Genomic DNA, 12,513 nt, shown 5'->3' with positions numbered 1-12,513 from the left:
GCACGGGCCGGGGAGCTTCTCGGGAAGAGATCACGGGTCACGCAACGAGAGCGCCTGGCCGGTGAGCCGGGCTCGGGGAGCGGATAGGGTCAAGTCGGAGCGTCGATGGGCGGCTGAGGGAAGGGGAACGACATGGCAGTTGCGGGGGGCGGCACCACCGAAGCCCGGTATCGATCGTTGGCGGCCAGCCTGCGTGAGGCCATAGCTGCTGGTGCCTTCGGCTCGGACGGCCGGCTGCCCAGCGAGGAAAAACTCGCCCAGCAGTACGGCGTGTCACGCGGCACCGTCCGTCAGGCGTTGGCGGTGCTGCGCGCCAACGGCCTGGTCACATCCCGACGTGGCACGCGGCGGGTCGTGCTCGGCACCGCACGTACCCAGAGCTTCTTCGAACTGCTGAGCTTCACCCGCTGGGCGCGCTCGCTCGGAGAAGAGCCGGGAGGCCGCACGATCGACATCAAAAGTTGTCTGGCCAACCCGTTGGAGTGCGAGCAACTCAGCCTCGCGTCCGAATCGCAGATATACCGGGTGCTGCGGCTGCGGACGCTGTCGCGTGTCCCGATCATGATCGAGCGGACCCTCTACCCTGAGCACATCGGCGCCATGATCGCCCGCCTTGAGCCCCATGCGATTTCACACACCGAGCTGCTGACGGAGGAGGGAGTGGTGTTTGCGGACACAGAACACACCATTGACCTCGTCTACGCCGAGGCCGACGATGCGCGCCTGCTCGGCTGCTCCCCGGACGTGCCGCTGATGCGAGAGCGGCGGCGGGCCACGGACCAGTCGGGCAGACCGTTGCTGTGGTCGGACGACCGCTTTCTGCCGGGCACGATTGCCTTCACAGTGCACAATTCAGTGGCGACAACGGCTCTGTCGCGCCGACGAGGCTGACTGACCGCTCCGCTCACCTGGGCCATCGAGGACGGCCGCGGCTTCGCCCGCCGCCTGGCCGACAGCCTGCTGGCCGGCCACGAAGTAGTCGGGGTCCCCACCCGGCCGATGGCCGCACACCGCAAGCTGCACGCCGCCACCGAGCCAAGTCCGACCCGTCGAATACCCCCAAGGGGTATGCTGTGCAGCCGCCCCGCACGGTGATCTCGGCCTGCTGCACCCCGCCCTCAATGGCTGTGGTGCCGGGCCTTGCGGGGGCCGAAGAAGAACCACCCCAGCGCCGCGATCGGCCCCGCCGCACCAATGGCCACGACGATGTCGGCGAACCCGTCACGGGCCTCCTGTGGCTGGCCGGAAACCGCCTTCACCTCCAGCCTGCATCGCCTGGCGAAGGCGGGCCCGATTGCCCTGGGGGCCGAGCCGTCCGGCCCTTCGCTGCCGGCCCCACGGCGAGCGACGATGGATGGCGAAGGAGTTTGTCCCGTCAGTCCCCCTACGCGGGACGACCTGGGGAAGTGACGTGCAAATGATGTTCTGGTACGACCACGGCATGAGCGGCTGGGGCTGGTTCGTGATGACGATTGGCACGCTACTGTTCTGGGCGTTGATCATCGTCGTCGGCGTCTTGCTCTACCGGGCTCTGGCCCGCCCCACCCAGCCCAGCAGCGAGAACCCCGCCTGGCACAAGACGCCCCCGCCGGGCGGCCCTGAGCAGATCCTCGCCGAGCGGTATGCGCGCGGCGAGATCGACGAGGAGGAATACCGGCGCCGCCTGGCCACCCTGCGTGGCTCACCACCGGGCCCGGCATAAATCTCAGCCGCCGACCGGCGGCTCTCCCTACTTGGGGAGGTCCTGAGGTGACCCCCGAGGGCTACACCGCGCCCTTCTACAAGGCCGACCGCGAAGTCGAGATGCGTGCAGCGCACGCCTACTTCACCCAGCGGATGAAGGACGCCTGAGGGGAGCGCCCCGGAGCCGGACTCGAACCGGCACGGGGCGCTCCATCAGACCTGGGCCGCGTACGAGAGAAAGTGTGTCCACGACGTGGATGTGACGGCCAACTGCGGGCCATCCTCGACCTTCGAGTCCCTGATACGGATGGCCTCGAAAGCCATCGCCACCTCGACGCAACTGTCGCCCGATCCGCTGCTGTAGCTGCTCTTGAACCAAGTCAGCTCTGTGGTGTTCATACCGCTCCTCGCATCTGCCGCAACAGGCCCAGGGAGTCCTCCAGTGAGAGAGCCTGTGACCGCATCCTGGCATACCGCATCTGGAGCGTACTGACCACTTTGGAATCGGGGGTGAGCTGGCCGCTTTCCTGGCCCTCACAGTAGCTGAGCCAGCGATTATCCGGGGTCTCCAGCAGTTGCATTGGACCGTGCAGCCCCGCGTGATCCTCCCGCGCCAGGGGCATGACCTGGATCTCGATGTTTCGTAGTTTCGCGAGGCGCAACACGTGATCGATGAGCTTCGCCGTGACTTCCGGCCCACCCGTGCGCCGCAGGAAGAGGTGCTCCTCCAGAATGAAGCTGTAGGCAGTATTCGGCCGCTCCCGCAGTAACCGCTGCCGCTCCAGCCGAGCCGTCAACTGGACCTCGATCTGTTCGTCACCCAACGGCGGCAACTGGTTGACGAACAGCCGTCGCGCGTACGCCTCCGTCTGCAACAGCCCCGGAATCAACCGGCATTCGTACGTGTAGAGGCTGACCGCCTCCTGCTCCAACTTCGCCCACTGTCGGAACCAGCTCGCCAGCCCCGGCCGCCGCGACAGATGCCGCGCCGCACCCCGCAGCGCCCCGAACGCGTCCAGGACCTCTTCCGCGCGGTCCACGAACTCCGCCGACGGAAGCCGGCGCCCCTGCTCGATCGAGCCGACGGTCGGCACCGAGTACTGCACCTGCGTCGCGAACTGTTCCTGCGTCAGCCGAGCCCGCGCCCGGAACGCCTTCACGACCTCCCCGAACGCCTTCAGGCTGTCCGAACCCTCCGGCTCCGCACCGCCGTTGCCGCCCGCCGTCCCCCCACAGGCACCACCTGCGCTCACCGCCTCATCCAACCCGCCCACCTCCGCATACGCTCTCCCGCCAACCCACCCATGGTCACGCGTCGCTACGAGTAACGCCCACTCTCCGCACTCGTGCGCTGGCTCAGCGTACGACCCGTCGATCTGGCGCACCGGTACATGTCCAGGTCGCATCGCCCCACGTGCGAACAGCCGCTCCCGGGCTCGTCAATCGGCCGTCGCCGTACGTATGTTCACTCAGGGTTTGGATTCCGGGGAAGGGAGCCGACCCCTAATACCACAGCCGCAGATCTTGATACGACGGCCAGAACTGGTCAATCGCGATCGCCAGACCGCCGAGCGAGCCCGCTCCAACTGTCGCACCGCGTGAGTCAGGTGGCCGTCGGGACGTGAAGTGATCAGTCACGATCACGGCGGGGAAGATCTGCGGCTGTAGTACTCGGCACGTTCTTCATGTGACACCGCGTTCGGCTGCTTCTGTGGCGCTACAGCAGGTTGATTGTTCCGAAGGTGATGGTCATTCCTCCGATGGCGGCCGCAGCCAGGAAAATCGGCCAAAGCCGAAAGCGAGGATACTGCCCCGCAGGGTAGAAGGAAGACGCGTATCCGGGGTCGTAGTCAATCACGACGATTTCACCCTTGGTGAATTGTCGGTTCCCGAACTTATGTGGAGTGGCTGCCTTCCAGCGTGGTTCCGACCCCGGACTCTCGATCCGTCCCGCAGTTGGCGAAAATTGGTAGGAGAGCCCGGCTGCGAGTTCTAGGCTGCCGAGAATCTCGACTTCGACGGTCACACTCCTTCGGTGTTCCTGCAGGCAGCTCCGGGCCATCAATACGGCCCAGACTATGGCACCGAGGCCAATGCAAATTTCGGCATATGCCGCAACAGTTCCCAGATCATGCATGGATCGTAGCAAATCAGATTTGGGCTCATGCGGAAAGGCTTGATGCCGCACAGAGTTCAGGCCGCGCAGCGTTCAGAAGGTGAGAAGGATGACGGTCAGGCAGAGGAGGAAGGCTCCGGCGGACAGCGCCGTGAGCGCCAGCCAGAATTTCCCGCTCGGGACGTCCTCCGGGGTTTCCGCGTTGGTCGGGTCCCGCGGATCGTAGATCACATCGACCCGGCCGCCGATTTGGGCGGGCGGGTAGACGAACGGGCCGACGCGGAAATGGAGAACCTGCCCAGCCTGTGTGGTGTGCCGTACCAGGAGGCGGGCGGTCTCGCTGGGCCGTTCGCCTTGTTCACGCACACCGACGAGACCCGTATCCCGCGCGTCCTCAGAGCCCGTCCTCGGCTGTGGGCTCTGGCGAAAAGAAGTAACGCAAGTGCCGCCATAAGGGCGATCACAGTTGCGGGCAGGAGGTGTCTGCGACGGCTGCCCGGCATGCGCAGCCCCGGGCGTGGCTGCGGGCTGTGGTGTGGCTGGTCGAGGAGGCCGGGCTCCATCCACGCGCGGGGGAAGCGACGTTACGTGTCGCGCGGGATCTGGCCGGGCGTATGGACTACGTCGCCGGGACCGTCCTGTACGACCTCGACGGAACGGCCGCGCGGTGCGCTCTGTCGAGGGCGACGGTCAAGCGCCATGTCGGCTATCTGCGGGAGTTGGGTGCGCTGGTCTGGGTGCGGCACGGATCGCGGTGCAACCTGCGGCTTCCCGGGCGCCCGTACGCTGGTACGGCGACGGTCTATGCGGCCACGATCCCCGCGGTCTACGACCGGGTGCATGGCAACCGGATCGACGGTGAAGGGTTCACGGCCCGGGTCGTCGGGACGGAGGAACGCCCTGTGGGCAACTCGGCTGCGGTCGTGCCGGGTTGCCGGGTGCGCGAGCCCCAATCTCTTGGCGCACATCCCCGCGTTCGTACAGCTGAGGTGGGGGAGAGGTGTAAAGACACCCCGCGCAAGCGCGCGAGGCCCCGGACCACCTCCCACCCCAGAAGCTCGACGCTGCGAAGCCCACGACAAGTCGCTCAGGACATCCGGATCGCCGGACAGGTCCGGCCGCGCATCGGATGGACCCAGAGTGAAGGCCTGCGCCGCCTCGCATACGCGCTGCGGCCGTTGATCGACCAGGGGCTCGACGCCCACAACATCGCCGCCGAACTCACCTCCTGGTGGCTCGACTGGAGCCCGGCACAGCCCGCCGCCTACATCACCGCGCAACTCCGCGACCGGGCAGCAGCGGCGCCCTCGCCGGAGACTCTCAGGGGAGACGCCCACCCGCACACCACCGGACCCACCGCCAACCCCGCATGGCAGGCATGGCTCCAACAACGCTCCACCACACCGGAGTTCCGCGAACCCCAGCGCACCGACGACGACCGCCGCCGCGCCCGCCTCTACGGCTGGGACCGGTGGGCGGAGATCGCCGACCACTACGAGACGGACCCCGACGATGCCCTCGACCTCTACGGCACCCGCTTGTGCTGCTACGCCGTCAAACGCGGCTCCGAGAGCTGGCAGCGACGGTGAGCGCTCGCCGTCCCACACCCCTCGTTCGGTGTTCCGGTCAGGGCGTGGCACGCGAACGAGGGAAGAACCTTGCGGACCTTCGACGGTCCGTGCGGCTTGGCCACGCTCTGCCTTGGGCCGTATGTGCTGACGGGCCGCACCACGCTGATCCGACCCCGCCCGCAGGCGTCTCCTGGGTGCCGAGCACGTCGCCAGGTGCAGGCAGGTGATCGTGCGTCAAACGCCGGTGTCAGTGCCTCCCCATAGGGTTCAAGCATCACTCGGGGAGCCTCGGAGAAGGAGCACAAACGTGTCCGCCAACAAGATCCAGCACAAGGTGAATCACGTCGCGCTGGTAGTGGACTGTTCGGGTTCCATGCGTCAGCACCAGAGTCAGCTCATACGCGTCGTGGACGAGTTCGTGGCGGGTCTGAAGGCTGAGTCGGACAGCCTCGGCCATGAGACCCGGATCAGCCTCTACTCCTTCGACCACAAGGTGGAGAACCTGGTCTGGGACATGGACGTGAAGCATCTGCCGTCCATGCGGGGTCTGTACAAGGTCAACAATGGCGCTACGGCCCTCATCGAGGCTTCTCTGAAGTCCCTGGACGACCTGGGTCATATCTGGGAGGAATACGGCGAGCACAGCTTCCTCCAGATCGTGGTGACGGACGGCGAGGAGAACGCCTCCGGCGGCGACAGGCGGCACGACGGCGACATGGCCATTCTCGGCCCCTGGCTCGACAAGATCGCGGCGAAGATGGGCGGGCTTCCGGGCCACTGGACGTCCGCGATCCTCGTTCCGAACTCCCTGGCGAAGCGCACCGCCCAGAACTACGGTTTCCCGGCCGGAAACATCGCCATCTGGGATGCGGATTCCCAGGAGGGTGTCGAGGAGGCGATCGGCACTGTGCGCGCTGCCGCCACCAGCTTCCTCCGGGGCCGTGAGCAGGGCGTGCGCGGCACGAAGAACCTGTTCGCCGTCGGCCAGGACATATCGGTTGACGAGGTGCGGGCGAACCTCGATCCGATTCCGGCCGACAAGTATCGGCTCCTGAAGGTCGACAAGGAGGTCGAGATTCGACCCTTCGTTGATTCGCATCCGGGCGTGACGTACGAACGCGGTTCGTGTTACTACCAGCTGGGCACCCGGGCTCAGGTTCAGCCGAACAAGGAAGTCGTCGTGGTCGAGAAGGACACCGATCGCGCCTATACGGGCGACGCGGCGCGCAGCCTTCTGTTCGGTACGGGTATCCAGGGGACCGTCTCCGTGAAGGCGGGGAACAATCCCAAGTTGGAGGTGTACGTGCAGAGTCGTTCGGTGAACAGAAAGCTCAAGCCGAAGACGCGTCTGCTCATCATGCTCTGAAATTCAAGAAAAGAGTTCAGTCTGGTATGGGCCCGCGTATGACCTGTACCACCAGCAGACGAAGAACCTGCGGCATTCCGGCGCTCCACGTGTACGGCCGCCGTCACACGAGTGACCGGAAGCCGCGGAACAGGTGGCCCGCAGGGTCTCGATACGCCCCACCGCGACTTCGCGGGCACGCTCGTCGTCGACGGCCAGTGCGGCCTCGAGGGCGTCCGCGTGACTCTGTGCGCTGTCGGCCTGCTCCTGCGGCACGTGCGCGGCATCCGCACGCAGCCTCTGGACCAGTTGGTGACAGCTGAGCTGCCCCCGCTGCTCATGCTCCTGTTGCATCCCGTTTTGTGCCCCAGGGCTGTCTACGTTCGCCTGGATGGTGTTGTTGCCGGACTCCGACCTTGCGGCGCTGATCTCGGCCTTCGCGGCCGTGGCCGGTTTGCTGTTCGGCTTCTTCGGCCTGCCGACTGTGGTCAACTCGCCCACAGCGCAGACGGTGACGGCCACTGCGACGGCAACGGTGACACTAGCTAGATCGTCAGTGGTCTTCCTCAGGAGACCCCTACCGAAGCGGGCAGCATGCTGGGCACGACGGGCTTGTTCTGGCAGTCGAGCGTGTTCGCCATGACGCGGGCCGAGTGCAGCAGGAGCGAGAGATGGCCTCGAAGGCTCACGCTGTCGGTGAGCGTGTCGGTCAGCTCGCCCATCAGGGGAACTTCGCGCTCCTGCCCTGCCGGGGTGCTTGGTATCCTGCACCGCACGTAGACCTGGTATCTGGCTTCTCTGTATTTATCGATACCGTGAACGAGCTTCACATCCAGATTTACCTCCGTCAGGTGCGGCTCCGGAATGATTCCGTTCTTGGTTTCTTTTTCGAAAGAGGTGTCGAAAGGGAAGAGGGACGGTTCGTATGTGAGGCCGATTTGCATTCCCGTGGAGGCATTCGTCCGGATCATGCAAACATTCGACTCGACGTACGGGGTGAGTTTACTCTCGGGAGTCCACTTCCGGACTTGATCGAGGTGGCGCGTACGGGCCTCGGCCAGGGAGGCCGGGCTTTTGAAACGCAGTTCGGCGGATCCTTCGATCCCGCGGTCGATCTCTTTCAGCCCTGACTCACCGAAGAGCTCCTCGCATGTCCCGCGCTGTGCGGCGGCCGTATCCGCGTCCGTATCGTTTGTCGTTTCCGAGCAGGCGCTCGCCCCGAGAGCCAAGGAACACAGCAGGAGAATGCAGACACGATTCCTCATCGGTCACCACCCCCGGGCGTCGTCGGTGTCGCTGAGCCGTCCGCCCCTGTTGTACGTGTCCTCGGCCGTCCCCATCAGCGTGCGGACCTCACCACTCTCCATATTGTGTGCCTCCACGTAGTTGAGGAGGGGCCCCATCGCGTTCTGCCGCCCTTCAGCCTTGGCCTTGTCGATGCCCTGGGCTGCTTCGTCGTGGTTCTCGAACTCGTGGTCCTTGAGCCACTGCATGGTTTCGTTGCCGAATTGTGTGTTGGCAGCGCCGCCGATGGTCTCGATGGCCAGAGGAACAGCAACCACGGCTACCGGTCCAGCAGGAACTATCGCCGCCGTCGCGGCACCCACCGCAACGCCGATCGTGGCCTCGGCGGCGAAGTCGCGCCAGGCGCCCTGCTGTTCCAGCTTCAAGTTGCGTTCGGTCTTGTCGTCCCCGAATTCCTTGCCTATGGCCTCGATACGGGATTCGTCCAGCATGCCGTGCATCTTGACACTGTGCAGGCCGGCCGCGACAGCGGAGTCGCTGTCGTCGCCTTGAGCCGTCATGAGGCTCGACCCATAAACCTGTTGGGCCACGGAGAGGGTCGCGTGCGAATCCTCGTCGGCTCCCAGGGCCCGCATGAACTGCATGCTGCCCGTCTCGCCGAAATCGCGGAGACGATGGGCCTCCTTCCCGAACAGCCCGTCTCGATCCACGAGATCGCCACTACCGCCCATGTTGTCCATGGAGTAGTTCAAACTGTCGATGTGGCCTGCCGCCATGTTGGTCAGGCTGTCGCGGATTCCGTCCTGCTTCTCGATCGCGTCGGCGGTCTTGTAATGGTCGACGACCTTCTCCATGAGCTCGGTCCGCTCGTCGCGCGCCGCGTTCTGCGCCTCGGAGCCCAGCTCTGGAATCGAGGGCGGCGAGTCATCGTACGCGTACCCGAGGGTTGCCGACTCCAGGGCGTGCCCGAGGTTCGTGTAGCCGGTCGTCTTGCCGTCGTCGTCGAGCGGCCAGGTGCGGGCGTCCTTGCTGTCTTTGTCGACCAGATAATCCCAGTTGCTGACCGTGTCCAGGTCGTCCTTCGCACCCGTGCCGGACGATCCGTTGAAGAAGTCCAGGGAAGCCTCGGGGTTGTGTCCCAGCGCCTCCATGAACCCGGCGACCGGGTCGTTGTCCGGCTTGTTCGTGTTCGGGGGGTAGTCGAGCTGTGCCGTGTGGCCCGGGTTGCCCCAGAGCCAGTCCGGGCCGGCCTGCTTGTTGCTGCGTTCGAACGCGATCAAACTGTCGCCGTAGTTGTTGAGGAAGGCACCGTCCCACTTCCCCTTGGTCATCAGACTGCTCATGACCTGGTATCCGTACGGCGCGCTCATGATCCCCGGGTGCTTGATCCGGTCATCGCCCGCGGCGATGATCCCGTCCTTCCATTCCTGCATGGCAGGCGAGTCGGAGCGTGACGCGGTGGCCAGCGTCAGGCCGAGATTGTCCTGCATCGTGGCCAGGATCTTCGCGCGGTTCCCGGTCGGGGCGTCACCGTGGCCGGGATCGGCAAGGCTGCGCCAGAACTCAAGCGTGCCCTCCGGCCTCAGCTTCGTCGCGAAACGTTCGGCGAAAGCCGGATTGTCCCGTTGGTACTTGGCGACCTCGTTGAAGTGCTTCAGCTGCGCGTCGGTCATCCCGTCGGCCTTGGCCGCGAGCTTCAGCATCGCATCCGCGTCCTCGATGCCCTGCTTGCGGTCCGCGTCCGCCAGGCCCTTGTAGCCGGTCTCGCTGAAGTTGTACTTCCTCGCCGCGTGTTTACGCAGCGCACGTGCGGCGATCCTGTCGATCTCGTCCGCCGCCGACAGGATCCGGCCCACCTCGGGGGCAGCCCTGTCGACCTCCTCCTGGGTCGCCGGCTCGATCTTCGCCGTGCCGGCCGCCGCTCCGGACGGCACGGAGCTGACCGCCCCGCCGTTCTCGTTGATATGCACGTTGTGCTTCGCCCACCGGTCGATGGTGGTCTGAAGGTCTTCCTTGTGCTTCTTGAGATCGTCGTGGGAGTCCTGCAGGATCTTGTGCACGCTGCGCGCCTCGGTCACCACATCGGCGAACTCCGCCGCGGTCTTGGTGACGAACTGCCGCGTCACACTGGCGTTCAGTCCTTCCCATTCGGCGTTTTCCGCCTGCACCCTGAGCTCCGAGGCATTCACGCCACCAGTGCCCGCGGAGCCTTCGCCCGTGGCCAGGGACTGGAGCTTGGAGACCATCTGCCCCCAGTCGGTCACCGCCGACTGCAGCTTCCCGAGGCGCAGGTTGAGCAGTTCCGAGACCTTCAGCATGCTGCTCCCCCTTCTACTTCCAGTAGTCCTGTATGCGCGACTGGGTCATGGACTTCCCCGCCACATCCCGCATCTCGGTCGCGATCTGCACCTCGTCCTTGGCGTGCTGTGCCCGCGAGTAGTCGAGGTGGTTGGAGATGTGCGCACATGCTTCCTTGAGCGTGCCGACCTGGGTGTTCCACGCGTCGTGCAGTTCCGTGAGGGCGGAACCCATGTCCAGACCGTCATTGAAGAGCTCGATGGAGGCGTCGAAGGTGCTCTGACGGGCATGATCCGCGTCCACGCGCAGACCCTCCCGCAGCGTGTAAGCCAGGTTGCCGAGTTTCCCCAGCTGGTCGTTGTGGACCACCAGATCCTTCTGACCGCCACCGCCACCGCCACCGGAGGCAGCCGCCTGGTTCAGTTGCATCTGCACCGTGCTGCCGTTCGCCGCAACCTCGGCCTTCGCCTGTTCCCACTCGTCCCATGCCATGCGTCAGCCAGCTCCCCCGGTATGCGCGATCAGAAGGTCCGTGCACATGGCAACGTATCAAGGAGCCCGTTCGGGCCGGACGGCATGGGCCGGCCGTTGGTGGGCTATACGAACTGATGAAGTTCCTGGTAGACGGGTTTCACAACCAAGATCGTCCGTGCCAACCGGGAGCTTCATGAGCTTGTCCTCCTTCCCCGAGGTTCCCCGCCGACGCGGTCGTGGCTGAGGACCGTCAGAGCATCAAGGACTTCGCGGGCGAGACCGACTTCTCGCTGCCCTTCCCCTCCCCGCACGATGTGCTCGAACACGGCGACCCCACCCGCGACGAAGACGCCGCCGGCCGACTGATGGCCGCCTTCACCCACGAGAGCGGACTCGCCCCGCAACAATTGGGGGAGCGGCTGCGCAGCCACCGGCTGACCGCCGCCGTACTGGAAATCCTGGACGACCGCCCCCGTACCCTCGCCGACGTACTCGAAGGGCTGCCCCGGTACGCGTACCACTGGGGCATGGCCGTCCAGCAGCGGCCCAAGGAGGCCTCCGACGCCCTCGCCCGCTACATCTCGCTGCTGTCCATGGCCCGCGATCCGAAGGACCCGGGCCGGCCCCTGCTGTCCATCGAGATCCACCACTGGGTGCGGTCCGTGTCCCGGGTCCTGCGCGGAGTCGGCGCCGCACGGGCCGAGTTCCGCTGGGACGACGAACGCATCAGGCCCCTCGGCACACCCGTCACCACACCCACATCCGGACCGGACGCCGACGCGGCGCTTCCCGAACCCGCCGACGAACGGCCCGCCGAACCCGCGGGCGACAGTGCCGCACCGCCCGCGCAGACCTTCCTGCCCGCCATCTTCTGCCGTGAATGCGGGCGCTCCGGATGGGCGGCGCTCTCCCCGGAGGCCGATCCCGCCGCCCTCGACCTGGATGCCGGACGGATCCGCCGCGCCTCGGTGGGACGGGACAAACGGCGCGTACGCAACATGATCGCGGCGACCAGCGCCGAGGCGTACCGGAGCGCTTTCGCCCGGGAGCCCGTCCGCAGCGGCTCCACCGTCATGCGGCTCGACGCGGCGGGCGGGCGGCTCGTTCCTCTGTCGCCCGAGGCGGACTTCGAACCACCGCGCGACGGCTCCGGCGAACCACGAGCCCCGAAGGCCCTGCGTGACGCCGCGTTCGTGGTCGTCGATCCGACGGGCGACCGGGCCGCCGAGCAGGACCGCTGCCCCGCCTGCCGCACCGTCAACAGCATTCGCTACCTCGGCACCGGCCTCGCCGCGCTCGCCGCGGCTTCCCTCACCCAGCTCTTCACCGGCGGCGAACTCGACAAGGACCTGGGCGAGGACAAGACCCTCCTGTTCAACGACTCCGTCCAGGACGCTGCCCACCGCGCCGGATACGTCGCCAGCCGCTCGTACACCTTCTCGTTGCGCTCCCTGATCGCCCGGCGCATCGACGAGGACACCCCCATTGCGCTGAACGACCTCGCGGCCGACATCATCGAGGAGGTCGCCGACCGGCGGGACGTACGGGCGGCCGTCATCCCGCCCGACCTGCACGTCGTCAAGGGCGTCGATACTACGTGCAGCGTGTGGGCCGGGCAGGCCGCGCCACCGGCAACGCCTACCTGCTCACCATGGTCGACCGGGGTCCGCGCGACCGCTACTACCTCGAAGACCCGACACAGATGATCGCCGGTGACATTCAGCCCCCCCGGCTGCTTCCTGTCCGCCGTCGAGATCCTGCGCCGCCAGTACCTCGCCCAT

14 protein-coding genes are annotated in these 12,513 nt (G+C 66.1%); 5 read left to right on the top strand and 9 right to left on the bottom strand.

Annotated features, from left to right (window positions below; genetic code table 11):
* The first annotated feature begins 132 nt into the window (after positions 1-132).
* On the top strand, positions 133-891 hold the full coding sequence (locus ACWD6R_RS21540) for a GntR family transcriptional regulator (protein WP_451820156.1): 759 nt from the start codon (positions 133-135) through the stop codon (positions 889-891).
* 227 nt (positions 892-1,118) lie between these two features.
* On the opposite strand, the gene ACWD6R_RS21535 is transcribed toward ACWD6R_RS21540, so the two are convergent.
* Complete coding sequence (locus ACWD6R_RS21535; protein WP_451820155.1) at positions 1,119-1,259, bottom strand: hypothetical protein; 141 nt, start codon at positions 1,257-1,259, stop codon at positions 1,119-1,121.
* Positions 1,260-1,417: 158 nt separating this feature from the next.
* On the opposite strand from ACWD6R_RS21535, the gene ACWD6R_RS21530 reads away from it, so the two are divergent.
* On the top strand, positions 1,418-1,702 hold the full coding sequence (locus ACWD6R_RS21530; RefSeq protein WP_451820177.1) for an SHOCT domain-containing protein: 285 nt from the start codon (positions 1,418-1,420) through the stop codon (positions 1,700-1,702).
* Positions 1,703-1,896: 194 nt separating this feature from the next.
* On the opposite strand, the gene ACWD6R_RS21525 is transcribed toward ACWD6R_RS21530, so the two are convergent.
* The 4 genes from ACWD6R_RS21525 to ACWD6R_RS21510 all read right to left on the bottom strand — a co-directional run bounded on the left by ACWD6R_RS21525 (position 1,897) and on the right by ACWD6R_RS21510 (position 4,165).
* The gene (locus tag ACWD6R_RS21525) at positions 1,897-2,082 is read right to left on the bottom strand and encodes a DUF397 domain-containing protein (RefSeq protein WP_451820154.1); all 186 of its coding nucleotides are present in this window, start codon (positions 2,080-2,082) and stop codon (positions 1,897-1,899) included.
* On the bottom strand, positions 2,079-2,948 hold the full coding sequence (locus tag ACWD6R_RS21520; RefSeq protein ID WP_451820153.1) for a helix-turn-helix domain-containing protein: 870 nt from the start codon (positions 2,946-2,948) through the stop codon (positions 2,079-2,081). Before ACWD6R_RS21520 ends, ACWD6R_RS21525 begins: the two co-directional genes overlap by 4 nt.
* 452 nt (positions 2,949-3,400) lie before the next feature.
* Positions 3,401-3,709, bottom strand: coding sequence for a hypothetical protein (locus tag ACWD6R_RS21515; RefSeq protein ID WP_451820152.1), 309 nt, complete (start codon positions 3,707-3,709; stop codon positions 3,401-3,403).
* Between the two features lie 183 nt (positions 3,710-3,892).
* Positions 3,893-4,165 carry a hypothetical protein gene (locus tag ACWD6R_RS21510; RefSeq protein ID WP_451820151.1) on the bottom strand — a complete coding sequence of 91 codons (273 nt, stop codon included), beginning with the start codon at positions 4,163-4,165 and terminating at the stop codon, positions 3,893-3,895.
* 113 nt (positions 4,166-4,278) lie between these two features.
* Here ACWD6R_RS21510 and ACWD6R_RS21505 point away from each other — a divergent pair, with 113 nt between their 5' ends.
* Both ACWD6R_RS21505 and ACWD6R_RS21500 read left to right on the top strand, forming a co-directional pair.
* Positions 4,279-5,388: a cell wall protein gene (locus ACWD6R_RS21505; protein ID WP_451820150.1), complete on the top strand. Its 1,110-nt coding sequence runs from the start codon at positions 4,279-4,281 to the stop codon at positions 5,386-5,388.
* Between the two features lie 289 nt (positions 5,389-5,677).
* Positions 5,678-6,736 (top strand): VWA domain-containing protein, encoded by a 1,059-nt coding sequence (locus ACWD6R_RS21500; RefSeq protein ID WP_451820149.1) that lies wholly within the window; start codon positions 5,678-5,680, stop codon positions 6,734-6,736.
* A 3-nt stretch (positions 6,737-6,739) separates the two neighbouring features.
* Here ACWD6R_RS21500 and ACWD6R_RS21495 read toward each other — a convergent pair whose 3' ends face one another.
* The 4 genes from ACWD6R_RS21495 to ACWD6R_RS21480 form a co-directional block, all read right to left on the bottom strand.
* Positions 6,740-7,216, bottom strand: a complete 477-nt coding sequence (locus ACWD6R_RS21495) for a hypothetical protein (protein ID WP_451820148.1) — start codon at positions 7,214-7,216, stop codon at positions 6,740-6,742.
* Positions 7,217-7,281: 65 nt separating this feature from the next.
* The gene (locus ACWD6R_RS21490) at positions 7,282-7,980 is read right to left on the bottom strand and encodes a hypothetical protein (RefSeq protein ID WP_451820147.1); all 699 of its coding nucleotides are present in this window, start codon (positions 7,978-7,980) and stop codon (positions 7,282-7,284) included.
* Positions 7,981-7,983: 3 nt separating this feature from the next.
* Positions 7,984-10,278, bottom strand: coding sequence for a hypothetical protein (locus ACWD6R_RS21485; RefSeq protein ID WP_451820146.1), 2,295 nt, complete (start codon positions 10,276-10,278; stop codon positions 7,984-7,986).
* Between the two features lie 13 nt (positions 10,279-10,291).
* Complete coding sequence (locus ACWD6R_RS21480; RefSeq protein WP_451820145.1) at positions 10,292-10,750, bottom strand: hypothetical protein; 459 nt, start codon at positions 10,748-10,750, stop codon at positions 10,292-10,294.
* A 218-nt stretch (positions 10,751-10,968) separates the two neighbouring features.
* Between ACWD6R_RS21480 and ACWD6R_RS21475 the strand changes: the two genes are divergently transcribed.
* On the top strand, positions 10,969-12,438 hold the full coding sequence (locus tag ACWD6R_RS21475) for a hypothetical protein (RefSeq protein WP_451820144.1): 1,470 nt from the start codon (positions 10,969-10,971) through the stop codon (positions 12,436-12,438).
* The last annotated feature ends 75 nt before the right edge of the window (positions 12,439-12,513 follow it).

The organism is Streptomyces sp. NPDC005151, from assembly GCF_053599875.1.
The sequence above is the reverse complement of the archived record's forward strand: the minus strand, read 5'-3'. Positions and strand labels throughout refer to the sequence as shown.